This is a genomic window from Streptomyces sp. NPDC058240, from assembly GCF_042882135.1.
Lineage (GTDB): Bacteria > Actinomycetota > Actinomycetes > Streptomycetales > Streptomycetaceae > Streptomyces.
Genome location: NZ_JBHVWT010000024.1, coordinates 1 through 23,178, shown reverse-complemented (window position 1 = coordinate 23,178; position 23,178 = coordinate 1). Strand labels below are relative to the sequence as shown.

At 69.3% G+C, this 23,178-nt stretch carries 20 protein-coding genes; 14 read left to right on the top strand and 6 right to left on the bottom strand.

The genetic code is table 11. The features are described 5' to 3' along the window. Nucleotides 1–69: 69 nt before the first annotated feature. The gene (locus ACFVX4_RS28600) at nucleotides 70–3,165 is read left to right on the top strand and encodes a ThuA domain-containing protein (RefSeq protein ID WP_389982298.1); all 3,096 of its coding nucleotides are present in this window, start codon (nucleotides 70–72) and stop codon (nucleotides 3,163–3,165) included. A 70-nt stretch (nucleotides 3,166–3,235) separates the two neighbouring features. Here ACFVX4_RS28600 and ACFVX4_RS28595 read toward each other — a convergent pair whose 3' ends face one another. Beyond that, entirely contained in the window at nucleotides 3,236–4,372 is a 1,137-nt protein-coding gene (locus tag ACFVX4_RS28595) for an aminoglycoside phosphotransferase family protein (protein WP_389982295.1), read from the bottom strand. 231 nt (nucleotides 4,373–4,603) lie between these two features. On the opposite strand from ACFVX4_RS28595, the gene ACFVX4_RS28590 reads away from it, so the two are divergent. Further along, entirely contained in the window at nucleotides 4,604–6,103 is a 1,500-nt protein-coding gene (locus tag ACFVX4_RS28590; RefSeq protein ID WP_389982292.1) for a hypothetical protein, read from the top strand. A 137-nt stretch (nucleotides 6,104–6,240) separates the two neighbouring features. On the opposite strand, the gene ACFVX4_RS28585 is transcribed toward ACFVX4_RS28590, so the two are convergent. After that, a complete protein-coding gene (locus ACFVX4_RS28585; RefSeq protein ID WP_389982289.1) occupies nucleotides 6,241–7,710 on the bottom strand; it encodes a PP2C family protein-serine/threonine phosphatase in 1,470 nt (489 codons plus the stop codon). Nucleotides 7,711–8,100: 390 nt separating this feature from the next. Between ACFVX4_RS28585 and rpmG the strand changes: the two genes are divergently transcribed. After that, nucleotides 8,101–8,265 (top strand): 50S ribosomal protein L33, encoded by a 165-nt coding sequence (rpmG, locus tag ACFVX4_RS28580; protein ID WP_389982286.1) that lies wholly within the window; start codon nucleotides 8,101–8,103, stop codon nucleotides 8,263–8,265. Nucleotides 8,266–8,457: 192 nt separating this feature from the next. Here rpmG and ACFVX4_RS28575 read toward each other — a convergent pair whose 3' ends face one another. Further along, nucleotides 8,458–9,132, bottom strand: coding sequence for a YoaK family protein (locus ACFVX4_RS28575; protein WP_389982283.1), 675 nt, complete (start codon nucleotides 9,130–9,132; stop codon nucleotides 8,458–8,460). Nucleotides 9,133–9,259: 127 nt separating this feature from the next. Here ACFVX4_RS28575 and ACFVX4_RS28570 point away from each other — a divergent pair, with 127 nt between their 5' ends. The 3 genes from ACFVX4_RS28570 (at nucleotide 9,260) to ACFVX4_RS28560 (ending at nucleotide 11,466) form a co-directional block, all read left to right on the top strand. After that, nucleotides 9,260–9,997: a tyrosine-protein phosphatase gene (locus ACFVX4_RS28570; protein ID WP_389982280.1), complete on the top strand. Its 738-nt coding sequence runs from the start codon at nucleotides 9,260–9,262 to the stop codon at nucleotides 9,995–9,997. A gap of 133 nt (nucleotides 9,998–10,130) precedes the next feature. Further along, nucleotides 10,131–10,907 carry a DUF4389 domain-containing protein gene (locus tag ACFVX4_RS28565; protein WP_389982277.1) on the top strand — a complete coding sequence of 259 codons (777 nt, stop codon included), beginning with the start codon at nucleotides 10,131–10,133 and terminating at the stop codon, nucleotides 10,905–10,907. 43 nt (nucleotides 10,908–10,950) lie between these two features. Further along, entirely contained in the window at nucleotides 10,951–11,466 is a 516-nt protein-coding gene (locus tag ACFVX4_RS28560; protein ID WP_389982274.1) for a DinB family protein, read from the top strand. A gap of 76 nt (nucleotides 11,467–11,542) precedes the next feature. On the opposite strand, the gene ACFVX4_RS28555 is transcribed toward ACFVX4_RS28560, so the two are convergent. After that, entirely contained in the window at nucleotides 11,543–12,097 is a 555-nt protein-coding gene (locus ACFVX4_RS28555; RefSeq protein WP_389982271.1) for a cupin domain-containing protein, read from the bottom strand. A gap of 526 nt (nucleotides 12,098–12,623) precedes the next feature. On the opposite strand from ACFVX4_RS28555, the gene ACFVX4_RS28550 reads away from it, so the two are divergent. The 3 genes from ACFVX4_RS28550 to ACFVX4_RS28540 all read left to right on the top strand — a co-directional run bounded on the left by ACFVX4_RS28550 (nucleotide 12,624) and on the right by ACFVX4_RS28540 (nucleotide 16,080). Then, on the top strand, nucleotides 12,624–13,139 hold the full coding sequence (locus ACFVX4_RS28550; protein ID WP_389982268.1) for a lytic polysaccharide monooxygenase auxiliary activity family 9 protein: 516 nt from the start codon (nucleotides 12,624–12,626) through the stop codon (nucleotides 13,137–13,139). Nucleotides 13,140–13,504: 365 nt separating this feature from the next. Beyond that, nucleotides 13,505–15,283, top strand: coding sequence for a right-handed parallel beta-helix repeat-containing protein (locus ACFVX4_RS28545; RefSeq protein ID WP_389982265.1), 1,779 nt, complete (start codon nucleotides 13,505–13,507; stop codon nucleotides 15,281–15,283). Beyond that, nucleotides 15,229–16,080 carry an alpha-L-fucosidase gene (locus ACFVX4_RS28540; RefSeq protein ID WP_389982483.1) on the top strand — a complete coding sequence of 284 codons (852 nt, stop codon included), beginning with the start codon at nucleotides 15,229–15,231 and terminating at the stop codon, nucleotides 16,078–16,080. The genes ACFVX4_RS28545 and ACFVX4_RS28540 overlap by 55 nt, the downstream gene beginning before the upstream one ends. 115 nt (nucleotides 16,081–16,195) lie before the next feature. On the opposite strand, the gene ACFVX4_RS28535 is transcribed toward ACFVX4_RS28540, so the two are convergent. Beyond that, the gene (locus ACFVX4_RS28535; RefSeq protein WP_389982262.1) at nucleotides 16,196–16,915 is read right to left on the bottom strand and encodes a hypothetical protein; all 720 of its coding nucleotides are present in this window, start codon (nucleotides 16,913–16,915) and stop codon (nucleotides 16,196–16,198) included. 328 nt (nucleotides 16,916–17,243) lie between these two features. Between ACFVX4_RS28535 and ACFVX4_RS28530 the strand changes: the two genes are divergently transcribed. After that, complete coding sequence (locus ACFVX4_RS28530; protein ID WP_389982259.1) at nucleotides 17,244–17,594, top strand: DUF4190 domain-containing protein; 351 nt, start codon at nucleotides 17,244–17,246, stop codon at nucleotides 17,592–17,594. A gap of 70 nt (nucleotides 17,595–17,664) precedes the next feature. Next, complete coding sequence (locus tag ACFVX4_RS28525) at nucleotides 17,665–18,324, top strand: HAD family hydrolase (protein WP_389982256.1); 660 nt, start codon at nucleotides 17,665–17,667, stop codon at nucleotides 18,322–18,324. 136 nt (nucleotides 18,325–18,460) lie between these two features. Here ACFVX4_RS28525 and ACFVX4_RS28520 read toward each other — a convergent pair whose 3' ends face one another. Then, nucleotides 18,461–18,808 (bottom strand): hypothetical protein, encoded by a 348-nt coding sequence (locus ACFVX4_RS28520; RefSeq protein ID WP_389982253.1) that lies wholly within the window; start codon nucleotides 18,806–18,808, stop codon nucleotides 18,461–18,463. A 265-nt stretch (nucleotides 18,809–19,073) separates the two neighbouring features. Here ACFVX4_RS28520 and ACFVX4_RS28515 point away from each other — a divergent pair, with 265 nt between their 5' ends. From ACFVX4_RS28515 to ACFVX4_RS28505, 3 genes are all read left to right on the top strand, one after another. Continuing rightward, nucleotides 19,074–21,608, top strand: coding sequence for an ATP-dependent Clp protease ATP-binding subunit (locus ACFVX4_RS28515; RefSeq protein ID WP_389982250.1), 2,535 nt, complete (start codon nucleotides 19,074–19,076; stop codon nucleotides 21,606–21,608). 292 nt (nucleotides 21,609–21,900) lie between these two features. Next, nucleotides 21,901–22,680 carry a S1 family peptidase gene (locus ACFVX4_RS28510; RefSeq protein WP_389982247.1) on the top strand — a complete coding sequence of 260 codons (780 nt, stop codon included), beginning with the start codon at nucleotides 21,901–21,903 and terminating at the stop codon, nucleotides 22,678–22,680. Nucleotides 22,681–22,740: 60 nt separating this feature from the next. After that, on the top strand, nucleotides 22,741–23,142 hold the full coding sequence (locus tag ACFVX4_RS28505) for an ankyrin repeat domain-containing protein (RefSeq protein ID WP_389982244.1): 402 nt from the start codon (nucleotides 22,741–22,743) through the stop codon (nucleotides 23,140–23,142). The last annotated feature ends 36 nt before the right edge of the window (nucleotides 23,143–23,178 follow it).

Here is a 23,178-nt window from a genome sequence, read left to right as displayed (position 1 = left end):
CGCTCGTCCGCAACCCGCAGAGAGGACCCGCTCGTGAGCCGTCACCGATTGCGCTGTCATGTACGTGACATGCAGCGTACGTTCATCGCGCTGGTGGGCGCACTGCTCCTCGCGCTCACCGCACTGCCCGCCACCGCAGCCACCACCGGCAAGGCCCCCGCCTTCAGAGCCCTGCTCTTCACCCGCGCAGTCGGCTACGTGCACGCCTCCATCCCGGCCGGCATCCAGATGTTCAAGGAGGAAGCGGCCGCCGACGGATTCGAGGTCGTCGAGACCGCCGACCCCGCGGTCTTCGACACCACGAAGCTCAAGGACTTCGATGTCGTCGTCATGCTGCAGAACTCCGGCATGGTCTGGGACACCGACGCCCAGCGCGAAGCGATGCAGGCCTATGTACGCGGCGGTGGCGGCGTCGTGGCCATCCACAACACCCTCGACATGGGCATCGAGGAGACCTTCCCCTGGTGGGACGAGGCCATCAACGGCGGCGTCCACATGCCCGCCCACTCACCCGGCGTCCTCCAGGGCACGGCCAAGGTCGCCGACCGCGTCCACCCCTCCACCGCGGGACTCCCCGAACGCTGGGAGCGCCCCGAGGAGTGGTACAACTTCGACCGGAACCCCCGCGGTGACGTCCACGTCCTGGTCACCGCCGACGAAACCACGTACAACCCCGGCGGCTCCGCCATGGGCGCCGACCACCCGATCTCCTGGTGCCGCAACACCGAGGGCGGCAGGGTCTGGGCGACCGCCATGGGTCACGACACCGCCTCGTACAGCGAAGCCGCCTTCCGTACCCATGTCATGGGCGGCGTCAGGTGGGCCGCGGGCAACAAGCCCGGCGACTGCGGCGGCACCGTCTGGAGCGGCTACGAGAAGGTCGCACTCGACGACAACACCGCCGACCCGATGGAACTCGACGTGGCCAAGGACGGACGGGTCTTCTACGTCCAGCGCAGCGGCGAGGTCAACATCTACGACCCGGCGACCCACGCCATCACCACCGCCGGGAAGCTCGACGTCTACACCGGCGGCGAGGACGGCCTGGTCGGCATGGAACTCGACCCGGACTTCATGAAGAACCACTGGATCTACCTCTACTACGCCCCCGCGGGCGCCCCAGAGGACGTCAACCGGCTCTCCCGCTTCACGGTCGAGAGCAACACCCTCGACCGCGCGAGCGAGAAGAAGCTCCTCGACGTCCCCGCCTACCGCGACCGCACCTTCCCCGAGCCCGGACACACCGGAGGGGCCGTCGAGTTCGGTCCCGACCGCACGCTCTACCTCGGCGTCGGCGACGACACCCCGCCCAACCTCGACCCGAACTGGCAGGGGTACGCCCCGCTCGACTGGCGTGAGGGCAAGCAGATGCTGGACGCCGCCCGCACCGCGGGCAACACCGACGACCTGCGCGGCAAGATCCTTCGCATCAAGCCCAAGAACTCCGGCGGTTACACCATTCCCAAGGGCAACCTCTTCGCCCCCGGCACGGCGAAGACCCGCCCCGAGATCTACGCCATGGGCTTCCGCAACCCCTTCCGCTTCACCGTCGACCCGAAGACCGGCTATGTCCACGCCTCCGACTACGGCCCCGACCGCGGACTGCCCACCACCGACCGGGGACCCGAGGGCCTCGTCGAGTACAACGTCATCAAGAAGGCAGGCAACTTCGGCTGGCCGTTCTGCCATGGCAACAACCAGGCATACGCCCCCTACAACCCGGACACCAAGGAAATCGGCCCGAAGTTCGACTGCGCCAACCCGGTCAACCCCTCGCCCAACAACACCGGCCTGACCGAACTCCCGCCGATCCAGCAGCCGGAGATCTGGTACGGCTACGGGGAGTCGAAGGAGTTTCCCGAGGTCGGCAGCGGCGGCTCGGCCCCGATGAGCGGTCCCGTCTACCACTACGACCGGAAGAACCCGTCCACCACGAAGTTCCCCGCCTACTTCGAGGGTGCGAGCTTCTTCTACGAGTGGTCGCGCGACTTCGTCAAGGAAGTCCGCTTCGACAAGGACCAGAAGGTCCTGAAGATCAATGACTTCCTCTCCACCCAGAAGTTCAACAAGCCCATGGACATGACGTTCGGACCCGACGGTTCGCTCTACGTCCTCGAATGGGGCAGCTCCTTCGGCGGCGGCAACAACGACTCCGGGCTCTACCGCATCGACTACGCGCAGGGGCAGCGCGCACCGGTCGCCAAGGCCGCCGCCTCCGCCACCGACGGCCCCGTCCCGCTGAAGGTCGACTTCTCCAGCCGGGGCAGCGAGGAACCGGACGGCGACACGCTCAGCTACGCCTGGGACTTCGACGGCGACGGCACCTACGACTCCACCGAGGCGGACCCCAGCCACACCTACACGGCCAAGGGCGACTTCGCCGCCCAGCTGAAGGTGACCGACTCCACCGGTAGGTCCGGCTACGCCAACATCCCCGTCACGGCGGGTAATACGGCCCCGAAGGTGACGATCGACTTCCCGGTCAGCGGCAAACTCATCGAGTTCGGCGACAAGATCCCGTACAAGGTCACGGTCACCGATCCCGAGGACGGCCCCGTCGACTGCTCCAAGGTCACCGTCAATCCGGCCCTGGGCCACGACGACCACGAGCACCCCACCACCGACATCCCCGGCTGCGAAGGGACCGTGGACACCGGTGACCTGGGAGGCCACCCCGAAGGCGCGGACCTCACCTACGTACTCAACGCCAAGTACACCGACAAGGGCGGCGACGGCGTCTCCGCCCTGACCGGTTACGGTCGCGCCGTGCTCCAGCCGAAGCACAAGCAGGCGGAGTACTACGACGCGCAGTCCGGCACCCGGATCGTCGCCCAGGAAGGAGCCGAGAACGGCAAGCGGATCGGAGACGTCTCCGACGGCGACTGGGTCGCCTTCGACCCGATGAGCGTCGAAGGCATCGGCACGGTCAGCTACCGGCTGTCCTCACCCAACGGGGTCGGCGCGATCGAACTGCGCGCGGACGCCGCCGACGGCCCGCTGCTCGCCACCACCCCGGTGCCCAATACTGACGGCTGGGACAACTACCGGGCGACTTCGCCCGTGCCCGTCCAGGAACTGAAGGGAACCCACAAGCTGTACCTCGTCTTCACGTCCCCGCAGGACAATTCCTTCGACGTGGACGCGGTCGACTTCAGGAGTCCCTGACAGCACATCGGCGCGCTGCGGGCCCGGTGTTGTCGGCACCGGTCCCGCAGCGCGCGTCCCCCTGGCAGAGTCAGCGAGTGCCGACCGCGGCACGCACGGCCCTGCGGGCCATCGCGCAGTCGTCGTGCAGCCGGCGCAGCAACAGCCGCTGCTCCTCGCTCGACGACAGCGCACCCGGGCGGTCCTGCCCGGCGCCCGAGGTCGCCGAGTCGCGCATGGCCCGCTGCACGGCCGTCTCGTACGTACGGATCTCGCGGGTCAGCACCAGCATCAGGTTCACCAGGAACGCATCCCTTGCCGCGGGCCCGGCGGCCTGCGCCAGCTGGCTGATCTGACGCCGCGCCACCGGTGCGTCACCGAGCACCGTCCAGAGCGTCGCCAGGTCGTAGCCGGGCAGATACCAGCCCGCGTGCTCCCAGTCCACCAGTACCGGGCCCGTGGGCGACAGCAGGATGTTGGAGAGCAGCGCGTCACCGTGACAGAACTGCCCCATGCCCTGGCGGCCGCCCGCGTGCGCCAGGCCGTGCAGCAGCTTCTGGAGATCGCCCAGATCCCGGTCGGTGAACAGCCCCAGCTCGTGATAGCGGGCGATCCGCGAGGCGTAGTCGAGCGGGGCGTCGAAGAGCCCCGGCGCCGGCCGCCAGGCGTTGACCCGGCTGATCGCGCCCAGCGCCGCCCGAATATCGGCCCGGGGCGGAGCCTCCGACGGATGTCTGGTCAACGCGGCCACCCGGCCGGGCATCCGTTCGATCACCAGGGTGCAGTTCTCCGGATCGGCCGCGATGAGCCGCGGCACGCGCACCGGCGGACGGTGCCGGACGAACGCACGATATGCAGCTATTTCGTGACGGAACCGTTCCGACCACGCGGGGGAGTGGTCCAGTAAACACTTGGCGACCGCGGTCGCACGGCCGGTGGAGCCGACGAGCAGCACCGAACGGCCACTGCGGCGCAGCACCTGGACCGGGTTGAACTCGGGGCAGATCCGGTGCACCGAGGCGATCGCCATTCTCAGCTGCGCGCCCTGCGCGCCGGACAGGTCCAGCCGGCCGCTGAGCGGGGGGCCCACCAGACCCGCCGGCCGCCGCGGCCGGACCGCGCCGGGCGCCGATGGAGCGGCATGCGGAGCGAGGTACGGTCCGCCGCCGGCCCCCAGGGGACGAAGCGGCCGGGGCGGGGCGGTCACGGAGGACGATGCTGTGTACATGGGCGAGACAGATCCCTTCGCGCGCCGACAAGTTGCGTGCGCCGCCCCGGCCGGCGGCCGTTCGGCACCCTGGGGAGTACCTAGGGCTGCCGGGCGGGGTGGCGCTTTCCTACCTGACACCGGCCGACGGGTGGCAGACCATGTGGCGCACCCTGGCGAACCCTGGCGAATAGTCGCAAGGCATCTGACAGGGGGTTACTGTCAACACAGCCGAGAACCTGGGGGCTTGACGTGACCGGAGAACCCAACACCCGCCTGTCCGACCTGTTCGGCCTTGCCGGCTGGTCCAAGGGCGAACTCGCGAGAATGGTGAACAGGCAGGCGGCGGCCACGGGCCACCCGCAACTGGCCACCGACACCTCGCGGGTGAGGCGTTGGATCGACATGGGGGAGTCCCCCCGCGATCCCGTGCCCAAGGTGCTGGCTGCCCTGTTCACCGAGCGACTCGGTCGTGTCGTGACCATCGAGGACCTCGGGTTCGGCCGACGCGGGCGTGTGGGGAAGCGGCAAGAGGCCGGGACGCAGGACAATCCCGACGGACTGCCGTGGGCGCCCGAGCGGACGGCAGCGGTCCTCACCGAATTCACGGGAATGGACCTCATGCTCAACCGACGCGGCTTGGTGAGCGCGGGCGCCGCGCTCGCCGCAGGATCGACCATCACCGGCCCCATGCACGACTGGCTGCACTCCGACCCCGTACTGGCGGCCGACGCGCCACGGATCGACGACCCGTTGTACGCGGACCCGGCCGGTTTCGACCGGTACGAGGCCGCACCCATCGGGTCGGACGAGATCGAGGCGCTCGAACGCTCCGTCGAGGTGTTCCGCGCCTGGGACGCCTCGCGGGGCGGCGGACTCCAGCGCAAGGCCGTGGTGGGCCAGCTCAACGAGGTGGGCGGCATGCTCGCCTACCGCCACCCCGACCATCTCCAGCGCCGACTGTGGGGTGTCGCGGCCAACCTCGCGGTACTCGCGGGATGGATGTCCCACGACATCGGCCTCGAACCGACCGCCCAGAAGTACTTCGTCATCGCGGCGCACGCGGCGCGCGAGGGCGGCGACCGCCCCCGGGCGGGCGAGGCGCTCTCCAGGGCGGCCCGTCAGATGATCCACCTCGGCCGTCCCGACGACGCCCTGGACCTGATGAAGCTCGCCAAGTCCGGCTCCGGGGACATGGTGCTGCCGCGCACCCAGGCGATGCTGCACACCATCGAGGCGTGGGCGCAGGCGTCCATGGGCCGCGGCCAGGCGATGCGGCGCACGCTCGGCAAGGCCGAGGAACTCTTCACCTCGGACAAGAGCGATGTGCCGCCGCCCAGTTGGATGCAGATGTTCGACGAGGCGGATCTGCACGGCATGCAGGCCCTGGCGTTCCGTACGCTCGCCGAACACGATCCATCGGCGGCGATCGTGGCTCAGCGCCATGCCAAACAGGCGCTGGAGCTGCGGGCCAACGGACGCCAGCGGTCCAAGATCTTCGACTACATCTCGCTCGCCTCGGCATGCTTCATCGCCGACGATCCCGAGCAGGCCGACCGGTACGCGCGACTCGCCCTGGTGACGATGGGGGAGACCTCCTCGCACCGCACCTGGGACCGGCTGCGCGAAATGTACCGGCTCACGGGCCAGTTCGCGGGCTACGCGAAGATCCAGGATCTGCGTGAGGAGATCGAGCTCTCCCTGCCGCAGAGCTCCATCATCAAGCAGCCCAGGCGGTCCTCGCAGATCTGAGACGCGGGCGTCACGATGAAGGGGCGCCGAACACAGACCGTCCGAGCACTGCACCCGTAGGCGGGTCAGCCCTCCTGCGTCATTGAGGCGTGTCCGGTGTTCCGTGTGTCCGAGTGATTCTGTGCGCGTGCCGCCTGCTACTCCCCGATGCGGGCGATCAGTACGCAGGCGTCGTCCAGGCGCTCGGTGTCGCCGAACTCCGCGACGACGGTCCGCAGGCACTCCTGTGCCGAACGGGCCTGCGCGAACCGAGGTGCCAGAGCAAGCAGCGCGTCCGGGCCCGCACCCCGGTCGCTGTGACGGTTGAGCCCGTCGGTGTGCAGTACCAGCACGTCGCCGGGCAGCAGGCGCACCTCGTCCTGCTCGTACGCGACCCCGGAGGCCGCGCCGAGCAGGACCCCGTCCGGCGCTGGCAGCGGCCGCCCCACTCCGTCGCGGAACAGCAACGGTGCGGGGTGCCCGGCCTGCGCCCAGGCAAGGGTGCCGGTGGCCGGATCGACACGGCAGCACACCGCGCTGCCGAGAGCGGATTGGACGGAGGATTCCAGTAACTGATTGAGGTGCCCCATCAGAGCACCCGGCTCGATGCCGGCCACGGCCATTCCGCGCAGCGCGCCCAGCAGCATCGCCATGGCCGAGGTGGCCTGGATGCCGTGGCCGGTCAGATCACCGACCGTGAGGACGGTCCTGCCGTCCGGCATTTCAAGTGCGTCGTACCAGTCGCCGCCGATGAGTGAACTCGACTCCGACGGAAGGTAGTGGGCCGCGATGTCCAGCGCGCCGGGCCCCTGCGAGGGAAGCCGCAGCGATCCCCGCCACGGGGGAAGTACGGCCTCCTGGAGCTCGACCGCCAGACGGTGCTCGGTCCGTTCCCTGTGCTCCCGGCGGCGCAGCGAGTCATGGGTCCGGTGTAGCGCCTGCTGGCTGCGCCGCAGCTCACTGACGTCGCGCAGGACGGCCCACATGGAGGCGGTGCACCCGTCCGAGTCGAGGACTGGCTCACCCATCATGTGGAGTGTGCGCATCCGGCCGTCCGTCCGCAGGATGCGGAACTCACCGTCTATCGGCTTTCCGTCCACCAGGCAGTCCGTCACCAGGGAGGTGAGCAGGGGCTGGTCCTCGGGAAGGAGCATGGACGGGAGCTCGTCCAGCGAAAGCGGCCCGGCTTCGGGGGACCTGCCGAAGATCTGGAACAGCTCCTCGGACCAACTGACTTCGTCGGTGAGCAGATTCCACTCCGCGCTGCCCACGCGGCCGATCAGCGATCCCGGTTGCGGATCGTCGTAACGCTCCGGTGCGCCTTCTTCCGCCGAGTCCTGCGCCGCCTCCTGCGCCGAGGCCTCCGCGAGGTGCCCGGAGGTCGGGGACGGCAGGCCCTCCCGGAGCTGTCCCAGGTGCGTGCCGAGATCGTCGAGATGATGGACCGCGAGATCGCAGAGCGCCCGTTGCCAGCGCAGCTGCGGGTCTTCCTCGTCGATCAGCACCGTGTCCCGCCGCACGGCATCCACGTCACCACGGAGCCGAAGGGTCCGGTTGATCAGCGCATCGACGGCGTCGCGCTCGGGTGGCTGTGGGGCGGGGCGGTCCGCGGACAGATGGGGCGGCATCTCGTACTCCGATACTGGCGCGGCACGACCAAGTCTGAAAGGTGGACCGAAGACGACTGTGGCACAGCCTGCGGGGGCCCGTAAGGGATTTGGCAACACTCGATGCGTTCTTGCTTCTGGCATATGCCGCAGGCTGCACGGGGTGCCGATCCGTCGAACAGCCTTGCTTCCGGCGGACGTTGACGCAAGTCATCCGGCGTGTGCGGACGGTTGTGCGCCCGCGCGCGTCGTTCTCGTGTCACGCGCCCGGCCCGATCGGGGGCATATGCGCGGCGTCGCAGGTGCCGCGCGGGAATGCGGTTCGGGTCGGCCGCGTTACAGCACCAGAACGAAAACGAAACCCATTCCCGCCAGAGGGAGTGGGGTTGGTGCAAGAGTCTGGAGGTGCCCATGGCCCGCAGTGAGTCCCGCCCCGTCGTGACGCTCCGGTCGACAGTCGGAACCGGGCAGAGTTATGTGACGCGCAAGAGCCGTCGGAACAACCCCGACCGTCTGGTGCTGCGCAAGTTCGATCCCGTGGTGGGGCAGCATGTGCTCTTCCGCGAGGAGCGCTGACCGCGGATCTGCCGGAAGGCCTCATTCCGTGCTGTGGATCACAGTGCGGGGTCCGCATTTCCGGGAACGGGAAGCGATGGTTTATTGTTCATCTATATGTGGATGTCGCGCACCGCGCCCACTCGCAAGCCGCCCCGGCTGGATTCCCCCGATCCGGCCGGGGCTTTCCTCTGCGCCCGAGCTCCGTCGTGATCAGCCCCCGGACGGCCTTCGGCGCAACATCTCGACGAGCAGCGCGCCCGCCGCCGACAGCGCGGCCGGCACTGCTGCCGCGCCCGGCCACAGGCGTACGGCCAGCGCGGTCATGGCCGCGCCCACCACGACCGCGATCAGCCTGCCGGCCACCCAGCGGTCCCGGTGCTCCCACGACTGCAGAGCCGCCCGGCCGACGAGGGCCGTGAGCGTGCCGGTGAAGTAATTGGTGGGCGTCGCGCGGATACGGCCCTGGATGCCCATGGCCACTGCGACGAGCACCAGCAGCCCCAGCCGGTCCCCGTCGGAAGCGACCGGGCCCAGCGCCCACAGCACGGCCCCCGCCGTCAGCAGGACCACCTCGATCAGCAGCATCACCGGCAGCGGCCACCGCAATCGCTCGTTCATCCACGCGCCGCAGGTGACACCGATGCCGTAGGCGACCAGCGCGGTGATCACCCGCAGTGCCACCCCGTGTTCTCCGGCACCGGCGGCAGAGATGCCGAGCAGCACCAGATTTCCGGTCATCACCCCGGCGAAGACCTGGCCGACGCAGATGAAGGCGAACGCGTCGGCCGCCCCGGAGGCGGCCGACAGAAGCAGCAGGGACCATTCGCCCCGTGGATCGAGCCCGGCGCTGACGGCGGGAGCGGAGGGGCGCATGGGAGTGGACACGCCTGCATTCTCGGCTCGGGCGCCGCCGGGATCACGACTCGCGGCCCGCGCGGCGCGCCGGGCCGGGGCGGTCCCGCACCGGCAGGGCGCTGACACGCCCCGCCGCATCCCTCTAGAGTCCTCCGTCGTGAACAGGCATATGGCGTTCGAGCGACTGCACAACTTCCGTGACGTCGGGGGTTATTCGGGGGAGGGCGGCCGACCGGTTCGCCGGGGACGGCTCTACCGGTCCGATTCGCTGGGCAAACTGCGCGGCGAGGACTGGGACCGGTTTTTGGCCCTGGGGATCGGCACGGTCATCGACCTGCGGTACGACTGGGAGATCGCCGCCAAGGGGCGAGTGCCCGAGGCGCCGGGACTGCGTTACCACCACCTCAGCATCGAGCACCGGCCCTTCGACCAGGCCGCACTGGGACCGGAGGTGGAGACCGGGCGCTTCCTGGCCGACCGGTACGCCGAGGTCGCCCACGACGGAGCCGTCGAACTCCGCCGCGCCCTGGAAGTGATCGCCGCCGAGGACAGCGGACCCGTCGTCTTCCACTGCGCCTCGGGCAAGGACCGGACCGGGCTGCTCGCCGCACTGGTCCTGTCCCTGCTCGGCGTGGCCGAGGACGACATCGTCGCCGACTTCGCGCTCACCGGGCTCGCCACCGAACGGCTCCTGGCCGACTGGCGGGCGGACCGCCCCGGCCAGGAACCGGTCTGGCCCGGATACGGCCGGGCGCCCGCCGACGTCATGCGGTTCTTCCTGGCCGACCTCGCCGCGGCACACGGCTCCGTCCACGCCTACGCCACCGAATTCCTCGGTGCCGAGGAGGAATTGGTGGAGGCCCTGCGCGGCAACCTCCTCGAACCCACCGGGTGAGTCCGGGTGCCCCCGCCGCGGGCCGGGGCACCCGATCGGCCCGCGGCCGATTGCGGGTCGTTCCCTTCCGGCCCAGCGTGGGGTGACGTCGTACGCGCCGATGGCGTACGGATCACCGCCGACGAGGAGCGACATGGCTGACGCCCAGTGGAGCCCGGGCCCGAGGGCCTGGATCGCCGGCGAGTGGCTTCCCGTGCTGGACATCGTCGAGCCGCCACGACAGCGCCGTCTCACCGTGCTGGTGCGGCTGCTCCTGCTGATCCCGCACTTCATCGTGCTGTTCTTGCTGCACATCGCGGCCGTGGTGACCGTCATCGTGGGCTGGTTCGCCGCGCTGTTCCTGGGCCGGTTGCCCGGACCGGTCTTCCGATTCCTCGCCGGATACCTCGGCTACCAGGTGCGGGTCGGCGCGAGCAGCATGCTGCTCGTGGACCGCTATCCGCCGTTCGCCCTCGACCCACCGCCGGACTACCCGGTCCGGATCGAAGTCCGGCCGACCGGCCTCAACCGCCTGGCAGTCTTCTTCCGCCTGATCCTGATGATTCCGGCGGCCGTCGTGCAGAGTCTCGCCCTGTCCGGCTGGTGGGCGGTGGCGATCGTCTGGTGGCTGATCACCCTGATCCTGGGACGCATGCCCCGCCCGCTCTTCGAGGCCACGGCCGCCGTGCTCCGCTACGAAATGCGCTTCAGCGCCTACGCCCTGATGCTCACCCCGGCCTACCCCAAGGGCTTCTTCGGCGACGACGACCTCTCCGTACCGCAGCAGCAGGCACGCTCCGCCACGCGGCCCCTCGTCATGAGCGGCGCGGGGAAGGGACTGCTCATCCTGTTCCTGGTGCTCGGGGTGGCCACTTCCATCACCACATCCACCACGACCACCTGGTCGAACGAGCCCACCGACGGCATGTGAAAAACCCTGTCCGGTTCCACCGTGGACGAGGCATGATCATGCCATGACATGGACTGCACCCGAGGTGACGCGCAAACCCGGTTCACTCGTGGCCGGCGAGCGGGAGATGCTCACGGGCTATCTCGCATGGTTCCGCAGCTGCCTGCTGCACAAGTGCGCGGGCCTGACCGGGGAGCAACTCGCCGAACAGACCGTTTCGCCGTCGAACCTCACCCTTCTGGGACTGATCCGCCACATGGCGAAGGTCGAACGCGTCTGGTTCCGGGAACGATTCGCCGGCCAGGCGTTCGATCCCATGTACGACCCGGAGAAGGGCAAGGACGCGGACTTCGAGGACCTGGACCCGGCCCGCGCGGCCGAGGACTATGCCCGCCTCGTCGAGGAATGCCGACTCGCGGACGAGATCGTCGCCGAGGCCTCGCTGGACGCCACCTTCGTCCATGGCGGCGAGGAGTACTCGCTGCGGCTGATCCACTTGCACATGATCGGGGAGTACGCGCGCCACACCGGCCACGCCGACCTGGTGCGCGAGGGCGTCGACGGTGAGACGGGGTGGTGACGCGCCGCTGAGCCGGGCTCGGCGCGGCCGAGTGCGCCGGAAGGACGGACCCGGCCGAGTCGGGCCCGGCGGTTCGTCATCCGGCGTCGGTCCCGTCCCCCAGCACGTACAGCTCGGGCAGATTGACGACGATCGCCTCCTGCGTGCTGCGGGCGATCACCACGACAGCCTCTTCGTCGGCGCTGGGATTCTCCTCGCGATGCGGCACGAACGGCGGAACGAAGATGTAGTCGCCGGGGGAGGTACGGATCCGGACCTCCTCGGCCGCACCGCTCGAATCGTCGAGGAACACGAACTCCGGGTGCCCCTTGATCACATGGATCGCCGTCTCGGAGTCGCCGTGGTGATGGTTGGACGAAGCCGTCCGTGCCGCCACATGGGTCTGGCCCATCCAGATACGCCGCGAGCCGACCCTGCTGCCGCTGATCGCGGCGAACCGCCGCATGCCGCCCGTCTGCGCGGTGTCGCCGTCGAGCGCGTCGGCACGGATGTGGTGGAGCCGGGCGTGCAGCGGGAGTCCTCGGCCGTCGGTGTCGCCGTCCCCGTCGTCGTGGCCGGGAAGATCGGGGTGGAAGGCGTCGCGGCCCGCGGAGCCGGACGGGCCGGGTGGAGGAGCGGGGCGGGAGGCCATGGCATTCCTGCTCGTCGGGGGCGGGCACGGTCGGCGCCGCACCACGGAGTCCGGCCGGGTCGTGCCGGCCTGCACCGTGAATCCGGCACCGCGCGGTCAGAGCGTATGCCGTGCGTCGGCACGGGGGCGACAAGGCGAGCAGGGCGGCGACGTCAGGCATGCCTGATGCGTCTGCGTGCCTTCGCCCCCGCGGTGCACGGCTTCCTCGGCGCCATCCGCGAGGGGCACCCCACCACTCCGCTGCGGCGCGGGCCGACCACTTGCCGCCGAGCGTGCCTGGGGCGCCGTACGCCCGGTGAACGGCGGCACCGTACGACGCCGACATCTTGACGTGGACGCGTCGATGGGTATGGTCTAGTCCAAGTGCAGTGCCCTGCCGGACGTCCGAAAGTCCCGGGCGTACGCGGCAGTGGTTCCTGCCGTGCCCTTCGCACTTCTTGGCCCCCACACTGGAGAGGCCGGTCTGCCACTGCCGGGCCCCCATAGCCCCGCTCGTGTGCGGCGACGCCTCATGTGAAGGAGAAGCATGCACGCGAAAAGGAAGACCGCTGCAGTCATCGGTGCCTTACTCGCACCCGTACTGGTCCTGACCCTTCCGGTCGGTTCCGCCAGTGCTCACGGGTACATCTCGTCGCCACCGAGCCGCCAGGCCCAGTGCGCCGCCGGGACCGTGAGCTGCGGAGAAATCAAGTACGAGCCGCAGAGCGTGGAAGGTCCCAAGGGGCTGACCAGTTGCAGCGGCGGCAACAGCCGGTTCGCCGAACTCGACGACGACTCCAAGGGATGGACGGTCACCCCGGTCGGCCGCAGCACGTCCTTCCAGTGGGTCCTGACCGCCCGGCACGCCACGAGCACCTGGCAGTACTTCGCGGGCGGGCGGAAGATCGCCGAGTTCGACGACAATGGTGCGCAGCCCGGCGCCACAGTCACCCACCAGGTCGACTTCGGTGGCCTGACGGGCCGGCAGAAGGTCCTCGCGGTGTGGAACATCGCGGACACCGCCAACGCCTTCTACGCCTGCATCGATGTGAACGTCGGCTGACCGGCGAGCCCGGCCGGCGGTGCGTCGGGGCCCTCACCCGCTCGTGCGGGCTTCGGCGCACCGCCACCGGCGTATCGCAGCCGTGATCTGTCGCGCGTGACGAGGGGGTGGTGAATCCGCACCCTCCAGGCAATCATCCGACCCTTGATGCCGACCTTCTGATGATCCGTGACCAACTGCGGTGCTTCCACCGCCCAATCTTCCTGCTTCCGTCTGCTCGGTGTTGCAAGAAGGGCAAGACATCCGATCAAAGTCTTTCGCGATGGCCTCTCTTCGCACCATAGTGCTCTCAGCACTGCACAGAGCGTGCACAGAGGGAGCCGAAGCGAATGCATCGATGGCGCATACGTAACCGTCCGATCCCCGTGGCCGTCGCCGCCACCGTCCTGTCCCTGCTCGCGACCGCCGCACCGTCGGCAGCCGCCGCCGACGGTGCCCGGACGAGCAACCGCGAGACCCAGTACGTCGACTGCTCGGCGGACGCGTCCACCCGGACCGGATCGTCAGCCTTCCCCTGGCAGAGCCTGGACCAGGTCAACCGCCTCGCCCTCAAGACCGGTTCACGGATCCTGCTCAAGCGCGGCACCCGCTGCACCGGCACCCTCGCCCCGAACGGATCGGGCCGGCAGGGCAAGCCCATGGTGATCGGAGCGTACGGGACCGGCGCCAAGCCCGTGATCGACGGCGGCGGCAACGCCGAGACGCTTCTGCTGAAGAACACCCAGTGGGTCGAGGCGAGCGACCTGGAAATCACCAACTCGGGTGCTCCGGGACGGAACAAGCGGGGTGTACGTGTCCAGTTGGACGACTTCGGCACCGGCACCCACTACCGTCTGACCGGCCTCGACATCCATGACATCCGCGGCGACGACACCAAGGGCACCACGGGCTCGGCGGGTATTCTCTTCTCCGTCACGGGCTCCGGGAAGCCGACCAGGTTCGACGACGTAGAGGTCGCCGGGAACACCGTCACCAGCGTGGACCGCGAGGGCATCTACTTCGGATCCACCTGGAACAACCGTCCCGTGCACGGCGATTACGACCCCGAAGGCCCCGCGTACCTGCCGTCCACCCGGGTCGTGGTCCGCGGCAACACCCTCAAGGACCTCGGCGGTGACGGCATCGTCATGACCGCCACCGACGGAGCCCTCGTCGAGCACAACCGGCTCGACGGCTTCCAGCGCCGCTCGGCCGGCTACAACGCGGGAATGTGGCCGTGGAACGCGGACAACACCGTCTTCCAGTACAACGAGGTGTCCGGCGGCGAGACCACCCGCGACGGCATGGCGTACGACGTCGACGAGGGCACCTTCGGCACCGTCTTCCAGTACAACGTGAGCCATGACAACGCGGGCGGTTTCTTCCTCGTCTGCACCGCCACCGGCAAGCTCGGCGACGCGGTCATCCGCTACAACATCAGCCGCAACGACCACTACCGCGGCATCGAGACCTGCTCGGGTTCCTTCGACGGCGTACGCGCGCACAACAACACGGTCTACGTGGGCGACGGAGTCAGCCAGACCGTGGTCAACGAGAACACGACCAAGAAGCACGACCTGACCCTGACCGACAACATCGTCGTCAAGGAGGGCGCGGGAACGGCCTCCTTCGACCTGAGGAGCGACGGCGTCACCCTGTCGCACAACACCCTCGTCAACGTCCGCAGCGCCCCCGCCAACCCGGGCGGATCCACCGCCGACCCCCGGTTCACCGACCGCACCGGCGCGCTGCCCGACGGTCTGCGGCTGCACACCGGATCACCTGCACTCGGCGCCGGCACGGCCGTGGCCGGCGACGTGGGCAAGGACCTGTACGGCAATCCGGTCGCCGACCCGCCGAACACCGGCGCGTACCAGGGCCCCGGCGTGGCCGGCGCCGTCCCCGATCCGGTCGAGGCCGCCCCGGCGGGCCTGGTCGACGGAGGCTTCGAGAAGGGGCTCGCCGACTGGTCCACCCGCAACGCGACGGCGTCCACCGACGCCCGCACCGGATCCGGCGCGCTCCGGCTGAACGCCCCCGCGGGGAACTTCGCCACCGCCGAGCAGACCGTCACCGGACTCGAACCCGCCACCGTGTACGAACTCAGCGGCTGGATCCGCAGCGACCCTTCGTCAAGGCCGCCCGTTCCGCCGGGCTCGGCGTAGGCGTCTATCTCTCGCCCGCCGACGGTGCGGAGATCCCGGCCGCGGGACACCGGGGCAAGGGCCGCTTCGGCAACAACAGCGCCAAGAAGACGGTCACCATCCCTACCTTCGTCAGCGGCGACGACCGCACCCCGGCCACCACGTACACCTACGAGGGCGGCGCCCTCGCCTCCCGGGACGTCCTCACCGCCCACCACCCGGACTACCTCGCCCGGTACCCGGCGGAGTCGGACGTCTCCATCCGGCCCGGCTGGTTCTGGCACGCCTCCCAGGACAGCCAGGTGAAGACGCCCGCCAAGCTGCTCGACCTCTACCGCACATCGGTCGGCCGCAACTCCGTACTGCTGCTGAACGTGCCGCCCAACAGGGCCGGCCGGATCAGCGATCCGGACACCGCCGCGCTGGCGTCCTTCGGGCAGACCGTACGTGCCACCTACGGCACCAACCTGCTGGTTCCGCCCGGTGGCTTCCCGCTGACGGACGAACAGCTGACCTCCGCGTGGAGCCCGGCCGGCGACGCGCACTCGGGGGAGACGGTCCTGGAGTCCCCGCAACCGGTCACGTTCGACCGGGTCGTGCTCCAGGAGGACATCACCCGCGGGCAACGTGTCGAGTCCTTCGCCGTGGACATCTGGGACGGCACCACGTGGAAGACCGTTGTGCAGGCGGGCACCATCGGGTACAAGCGCATCGAGTACCTGAGCGCGCCCGCCACCGCGTCCAAGGTCCGTCTGCGCGTCCTCGGCGCCCGCGCCAACCCGCACGTGGCGAAGCTGGGGCTGTACAAGGCTTCTTGACCTTCCTCGGCATCGGGCGGAGCGGACGACTGCCGTCCCGCCCGGTGCCGTCCTGCTCCATGCCGTCCCGCTCCATGCCGTTGCGAACGCCCCGGTGCGACGCAGCCGGGTGCGTCTACGCCGTGCGGCCTTCCCGGTCATGGACGTGCCGGGCCTGCGGAACACCGGAGAGGGTCGCGGAAGGGGTCGCGGGAGCGCCGCTGGTGACGTGCCCGGTGCGGGTCCGTAGCCCCGGATCGTCATCGAGCGGCTGCGTGTCGGTCCAATAGATGCTGAGCATCGTGCGGAGTGTCGTCGGATGCTGGCCGGGGCCGGTGGGCACGGTCAGCCGGTCGAGATGCTGCCACAGCTCGTGGTCCACCTGCTCGGCGCCGCCGCCGTTGCGGGCATGGACCGCTTGATGGCGTTGGACGGCAACAGCGAGTTCGCGGAGCGTCTCCCGGCTCTGCTGTCCGGCGCTGTGGCTCTGTGCGCGGTTCACATTCCGCTGCTCCTGGCCCAGTTCGGTGATGGCCCGCTGGACACGCTGGTGGAAATTCGCGGTACGGCGGCGCAGTGACTCGAAATCGGCCCGTGTGGCGAACCATTCGCGCTTGCCGGCCTCGCCCCGGGCAAAGCACTCGATGCGGAACTCCTCGCGCTCGGTCTTACGGCGGCGCAGGACACTCGCGGTCCGTTCGTGGACATGCGTGAGGATCTTCCGGGCTCGCGGCAGATTGTCGGGGTGGATGATCGCCGCCCACGTTCTGGCGTCACGGGTGGGCGGGTGAATGTTCGAGGTGAGCAACTGCTCGAACTCTTTGTCGTCGAGCTGCGCGAGGTCCTGGGCGTCCACTACTGGCCTCCAAGCCGGTGTTGGGCGGTATGTGTCCAGCGTGGCGTATGGCACTGACAAGCAGGTAGAAATCCGGAAATAGAACGTGCCCGAGCTGACGGCTGCAGCCGGCCCATTTGTGACGGTGCGTCAGGGAGAAAGATCGCCAGGACGGCGTACACACCACGGATGCGAAGCGATCGACAGGCGCGGATCCGAGAACACGCCGCTCTCGGAAAGGCACGAAGCCATCCTCCGCATGTCCGAAACTGAACCCGACCGAAGCCGCTCACCGGGCGTTTCGCCCCCTCGTGGAGTGGGTCGCCGAACCAGATGGGGGAGATCCATCGTGACCAGCAGTACGCAGCAGGCAGCCGAGATATGCAACACGCCTGCCCGGATCAGCATGTGGGCGGCCGCTCTGGGCGTGTGCCTGATCGTGGCCGTCTTCGCGACGCCCATGTTCTGGCTCATGTACGGCGGTTACTACACGTTCTTCATGTTCGTCTCCGCCGTCGTCGCCATCCCGGCCGGTCACCTCGGACGTCGGCGCGGCAAGCGTCTGGGAGGCCGGGACCGGGGCCTGGCACTGCTCGGCATCGTCACCGGGTGGCTGCTGATCCTCTGCAGCCTGCTGCTGGTACTGGCCTACGCCGGGGTCCTGGCGGGCCTCGCCTTCCTGGCCGACTCCGCGAGCTGAGTGCTGTGTTCGCCGCCGTCCGAGAGTCATGGGTCGAACCATCGCGGGGACAGCCCTTAGGCTACCGCCCATGACTCAGAGCCCTGTCGAACTGGTGATCTTCGACTGCGACGGTGTCCTCGTGGACAGCGAGCGGATATGCGTCAAAGTGGACGCGGTGATCACGGCTGACCTGGGATGCCCGTTCACCGAAGCCGAGATCATCGAGCGGTTCGTGGGCTCGTCCGACGAGGTCTACACGGCAGCCGTGGAGGAACGGCTCGGACGACGGCTGGAGAAGGACTGGCAGCGGAAGTACGAGCATCTGTACCGGACGGCCTTCGAAGCCGAACTGACCGCTGTCGACGGCATCGCAGAGGTTCTGAACGCGCTCACCACACCTGCCTGCGTCGCATCGAACGGCGACCACGACGGCATCAGACGAAACCTGGAGATCGTCGCCCTGAGCGATCACTTCGCGGGGAACATCTTCAGCGCCCACGACGTCGCAACCGGCAAGCCCGCTCCCGATCTCTTCCTTCATGCTGCCCGTTCCATGGGCGTGGACCCCGGGCGCTGCGCGGTGATCGAGGACAGTGCGTACGGAGTTCAGGCAGCTCGCGCCGCCGGGATGCGGGCCTTCGGCTACTGCGGCGGTCTCACACCGGCCTCGCGGCTCGAAGGACCAGGCACCACCGTGTTCGACGACATGCGTGAACTGCCCGAACTGCTGGCAGCCGTGACCCACTGAGGCCGCGGCAGACCCGACACGCAGGCCGAAGACCACCGCCGCACAACAGTCGCTGGAGCAGTCGAGCGGCCGGAGGGCGAGGTGCGGGTGCGCCTGCCGCTACCGTGCTCGCGGTGCCCGGTGCGGTACTCGACGATCACGCCGAGACGCAGTGCGTACGAGACGAGGGCCACCGCGCCCCCCACCACAACCCGTGGAAGGCGCCGACCACCAGCGCGAAGGTGACCGGGACGACGGCGGCCTGCACCAGCATGTGAGATGTGGGGGTGTCCGCGTGGACCCGGGCGCCGCCCTTGGCGGCGAAGTACGCGTACGAAGTGCGCGTGACCACGACGGCGAGCACCGAGGCGAGCAGCGCGTTGTTGAGGAGCATGCCGATCAGGACGTCGGGCCAGTTGGACGGCTCCATGGCGACGAGCGCCTCACTCGCCTCGCCTCCGCCACCCAGTGTCCAGGCCGACCGGGCGGTCGGTCCGGGTGTCACCCGATCGGCGTATTCCCGGCCGGTTCGTCACCGGGCCGGGAAGTCCGTGACGCCGTGGTGCGCGCTGGCCGCGGGCGATGGGCGAGCGTCCGCGCCGTTGCGTGACGGGGTATGCGTTGGTCTAGTGAAATCGCCTGCCCATGGGGGCCACCGGGCGAGCTCGACGAGCCGTGAGCCCCGGGCCCCCACGTCCGGGTCCGGCGCAGGGCGATCCCGGCCGGCCATCCCTCGCGCGCTCCCCACCCGCACTCACTGGACGGTGACCATGACCATGTCCTCCTTCGGCTCCCTCGGCGGCCCGGACCCGTTCTCGGAAATGCTCAACCGGTTCTTCGGGATGTCCCCGGCGTCCTCACCGCCACAGGTGCAGCGGGTCCCCATCGGGCGGCTGCTGACCGAATCGGCCCGCGAGCTGATAGGCCGGGCGACCACGCGTGCGACCGATGACGGCAGCCGGGACCTGGACACCGAGCACCTGTTGTGGGCCGCCACCCAGGTGGACCCGGCCCGCACCCTGCTCCAACAGGCCGGGGCGGACCCCGACGAGCTGGGCAAACGGATCGCCGAAATCCTGCCGGGGGAGAGCGTCACTCCGTCCGCGGAGCCGAGCCTGACGCCCGCCGCCAAACGCGTACTGCTCCAGGCCTACGAGCGTTCCCAGGCAGCCGGAGTCTCCTACATCGGGCCGGAGCACATCCTCGGTGCGCTGCTGGACACCCAGGATTCCGGTGCGGCCAAACTGCTCGCCGCATACGGCACGGACACCGGCAAGCTGCGCCGTGAGGCGGAGAGCGCGGCACGGGCCGACGGCACCCCGACGGCCGGCACGAGCGACACCCCCACCCTCGATCAGTACGGACGCGATCTGACCGAAGAGGCGAAGGCCGGGAAACTCGATCCCGTGGTCGGCCGGGCCGAGGAGATCGAGCAGACCGTGGAGGTCCTCTCACGGCGTTCCAAGAACAATCCCGTACTGATCGGTGAGCCCGGTGTCGGCAAGACCGCGATCGTGGAGGGAATCGCCCAGCGCATCGTGGCCGGAGACGTCCCCCGCACTCTCAAGGACAAACGGGTGATCGCGCTGGACCTCTCCGGTCTGGTGGCGGGTTCCCAGTACCGCGGCCAGTTCGAGGAACGGCTCAAGAACGTCATCGACGAGGTCAGTGCCGCCGCGGACTCGACGATCCTGTTCATCGACGAGCTGCACACCGTGGTCGGCGCCGGGGCATCGGGCGAGGGCGCGATGGACGCGGGCAATATGCTCAAACCCGCACTGGCGCGCGGTGAGCTGCATGTCGTCGGAGCGACGACCATCGACGAGTACCGCAAGCACATCGAGAAGGACGCCGCCCTGGAACGCCGCTTCCAGCCCGTCATGGTGCCCGAACCGACGGTCGAGGAGACCATCCAGATCCTGGAGGGCCTGCGCGACTCCTACGAGGCCCACCACCAGGTCCGCTTCGCCGACGACGCCCTGGTGGCGGCCGCCGAGCTGTCCGACCGCTACATCAGCGACCGCTTCCTGCCGGACAAGGCCATCGACCTCATGGACCAGGCAGGGGCCAGGGTACGGCTGCGCTCGCTCGGCAGGTCCACCGAAGTCGTCTCCCGCGAGGACAAGCTCGCCAAGCTGAAGCGGGAGAAGGACGAAGCGGTCGCGTCCGAGAACTTCGAGAAGGCCTCCGGGCTGAAAGGGCAGATCGCGGAGACCGAGGCCGAACTCGCAGGCATCGAGGAACGCCGTGAGGGCGTCATGGACGTCACCACCGCCGACATCGCCGATGTCGTCTCCCGCCGCACCGGCATCCCGGTCACGCAGCTCACCGCCAGCGAGAAGGAGAAGCTCCTCAAGCTGGAGGACGCACTGCACTCCCGCGTGGTCGGCCAGGACGAGGCGGTCACCGCGATCGCGCAGGCGGTGCGCCGCAACCGGGCCGGAATGGGTGACCCCGACCGCCCCGTCGGCTCCTTCCTCTTCCTCGGACCAACCGGTGTCGGGAAGACCGAACTCGCCAAGGTGCTGGCTGAGTTGCTGTTCGGCGACGAGAAACGCATGACCCGCTTCGACATGAGCGAGTTCCAGGAGAAGCACACCGTCTCGCGGCTCGTCGGCGCACCGCCCGGATACGTCGGCCACGAGGAGGCCGGCCAGCTGACGGAGAAGGTACGCCGCCAGCCGTACAGCGTGCTCCTGTTCGACGAGGTGGAAAAGGCCCACCCCGACGTCTTCAACACGCTGCTGCAAGTCCTCGACGACGGACGCCTGACCGACGCACAGGGGCGAACGGTGGACTTCCGCCACACCGTCGTCATCATGACGTCCAACATCGGCGCCCAGCGCATCCTCGCCCACAAGGGCGATGTCTCCGAGATCCGCGACGACCTCATGGGCGATCTGCGGGGCCACTTCCCGCCCGAGTTCCTCAACCGTGTCGACGAGACGATCATCTTTCACGGCCTCGACAAGGACGACCTCGGCCGCATCGTCGACCTCATGCTGGACGGCAGCAAACGCCGCGTACGGGCCCAGGGCATGGAGCTGGAAGTCACCGAGGCGGCGAAGAAGCTCCTTGTCGCGCACGGCCACCAGCCGGAGTTCGGGGCCCGCCCGCTGCGCCGCACGATCCAGACCGAACTCGACAACCGCATCGCCTCGCTGCTGCTGAGCGGCGAAGCGGAACCGGGCGACACCATCGTCGCCGACGTCGAGGACAACGCTCTGGTCTGCTCGATCGGCCGCCCGGAGACCTCCGCCGGGGCAGCGGCCGAGGCCGGGACCACGACGGCCGCAGCCGAATAGGCCCCGCCGCCCCGACCACAGGGCTGCCGCGCAGTTCACGCAACTGCGCGGCAGCCCTGCGCGTCGGGTGAGCCCCGCGACCGGACCCGTGCTCAACGCAAGGCCGCGGCATCGCACTTGCCGAGGGGTGCTCGCTACGGCACGGGAACTGCCCCGGCAGGCCTCATCGGCTTCCGGGCGCAGAAACCACTCCGACCGGATCAGCCGATCATGGAACCCACTGCCTGATGTCCCCATCCTCCTCCACACGACGCGCGGTCACCGGCCGTGCAGTGTGCCCCGGGGGGATCACATGTTCACGTTCAACAGGCGTACCGCCGCTGCCGCGCTGGCCGCCTCCGTACTCACCGCGGCCGGGCTCGCGGCCACCGCGACACCGGCCGCCGCCATCCACGGCGGTCGGAACACCACCGTGGTGGACCATCCGTACGCCATGCTCATCGAGACTCCGGACGGCGAGCAGTTCTGCGGCGGCACCCTGGTGGCTCCCACCAAGGTGCTCACCGCCGCACACTGCATCAAGGACGCAGCCGCGCCCCGCGACCTGCTGGTCATCGGCGGGCGCACCGACCTGAGCAGCACCAAGGGGACGGTCCGGCACGTCGCATCGGTCAAGATCCACCCGAGGTTCGCCGAGACCACGCTCACCTACGACGCGGCGGTGATCACCCTCTCCAAGCCGATGCCCTACGCACCGCTCAAGTTGGCGGGCCCCAAGGACTCGGCTCTCTACGCCCCCGGAAAGACCGCGAAGACCGTGGGCTGGGGCAAGACCGCCACCGACACCCTCGGAAAGCGGCTGAAATCGGCCACACTGACCCTGGCACCGCTCAAGGGTTGTGCGCCCTTCACCGACCCGGGAGAGTCCGCCGCACTCAAGGTGTGCGGGATCCCGGCCGCCGGGGCCCACGACAGCGTCTGCCGCGGCGACTCCGGTGGCCCACTGGTCGCCGGCGGGAAGGCGATCGGTGTGGTCTCCACGGGCAACAAGTACTGCGACGACCAGTACCCGTTCTCCGTCTTCACGCGGGTCAGCGCCATTGCCGCCGGGCTCGGCCTCCCGGTCGCGTGACCGGGTTGACGAATGGGCGGGGCTGTCCCGCCCCGCATTCGGTCGTCGATCCCGGCGCCCATGAACCAGCGGCGGCGCAAGAAGCTCTCCTGGTACCTCGGCGCAGCAGTCCTCATGGGCGACACCACCCGTGTGCAGGCGCTGCTGCGGGCCGGGGCCGACCCGGAGCGAGCGGACAGCGGGGGCGTCACCCCTCTGTATCTGGCATCCGTGAACGGAGAAGCCGAGATCGTTCGTCTGCTCCTGGTGTCCGGGGCCTCCCCGGACACCGAGAGCGGCGGACCCGGTTCGGAAGGCACGCCCTTGTGCGCGGCCGCGTGCTGGGGACACATCGCGGCGGCGCGCGAACTGCTGGCACACGGTGCCGATCCGAACCTCCATGAAGATCACGGCACCGGCCGCTCCCCCGTTATGTTTTTCGCGGTCCTGCAAGAGGGCCGCTGGCCTCCGGGCCCGGCATGACTGTGTCCCCCTGTCGAACGGATGACCTGGGGGGTG

Coding starts and splice junctions, on each gene's coding strand:
- ACFVX4_RS28585 (WP_389982289.1), bottom strand. CDS start 7,710: ATGCCGCCCCATCTGTCCGCGGACCGCCCCGCCCCACAGCCACCCGAG.
- ACFVX4_RS28555 (WP_389982271.1), bottom strand. CDS start 12,097: ATGGCCTCCCGCCCCGCTCCTCCACCCGGCCCGTCCGGCTCCGCGGGC.
- ACFVX4_RS28600 (WP_389982298.1), top strand. CDS start 70: ATGCAGCGTACGTTCATCGCGCTGGTGGGCGCACTGCTCCTCGCGCTC.
- ACFVX4_RS28565 (WP_389982277.1), top strand. CDS start 10,131: ATGGCTGACGCCCAGTGGAGCCCGGGCCCGAGGGCCTGGATCGCCGGC.
- ACFVX4_RS28560 (WP_389982274.1), top strand. CDS start 10,951: ATGACATGGACTGCACCCGAGGTGACGCGCAAACCCGGTTCACTCGTG.
- rpmG (WP_389982286.1), top strand. CDS start 8,101: ATGGCCCGCAGTGAGTCCCGCCCCGTCGTGACGCTCCGGTCGACAGTC.
- ACFVX4_RS28595 (WP_389982295.1), bottom strand. CDS start 4,372: ATGTACACAGCATCGTCCTCCGTGACCGCCCCGCCCCGGCCGCTTCGT.
- ACFVX4_RS28515 (WP_389982250.1), top strand. CDS start 19,074: ATGACCATGTCCTCCTTCGGCTCCCTCGGCGGCCCGGACCCGTTCTCG.
- ACFVX4_RS28525 (WP_389982256.1), top strand. CDS start 17,665: ATGACTCAGAGCCCTGTCGAACTGGTGATCTTCGACTGCGACGGTGTC.
- ACFVX4_RS28510 (WP_389982247.1), top strand. CDS start 21,901: ATGTTCACGTTCAACAGGCGTACCGCCGCTGCCGCGCTGGCCGCCTCC.
- ACFVX4_RS28505 (WP_389982244.1), top strand. CDS start 22,741: ATGAACCAGCGGCGGCGCAAGAAGCTCTCCTGGTACCTCGGCGCAGCA.
- ACFVX4_RS28550 (WP_389982268.1), top strand. CDS start 12,624: ATGCACGCGAAAAGGAAGACCGCTGCAGTCATCGGTGCCTTACTCGCA.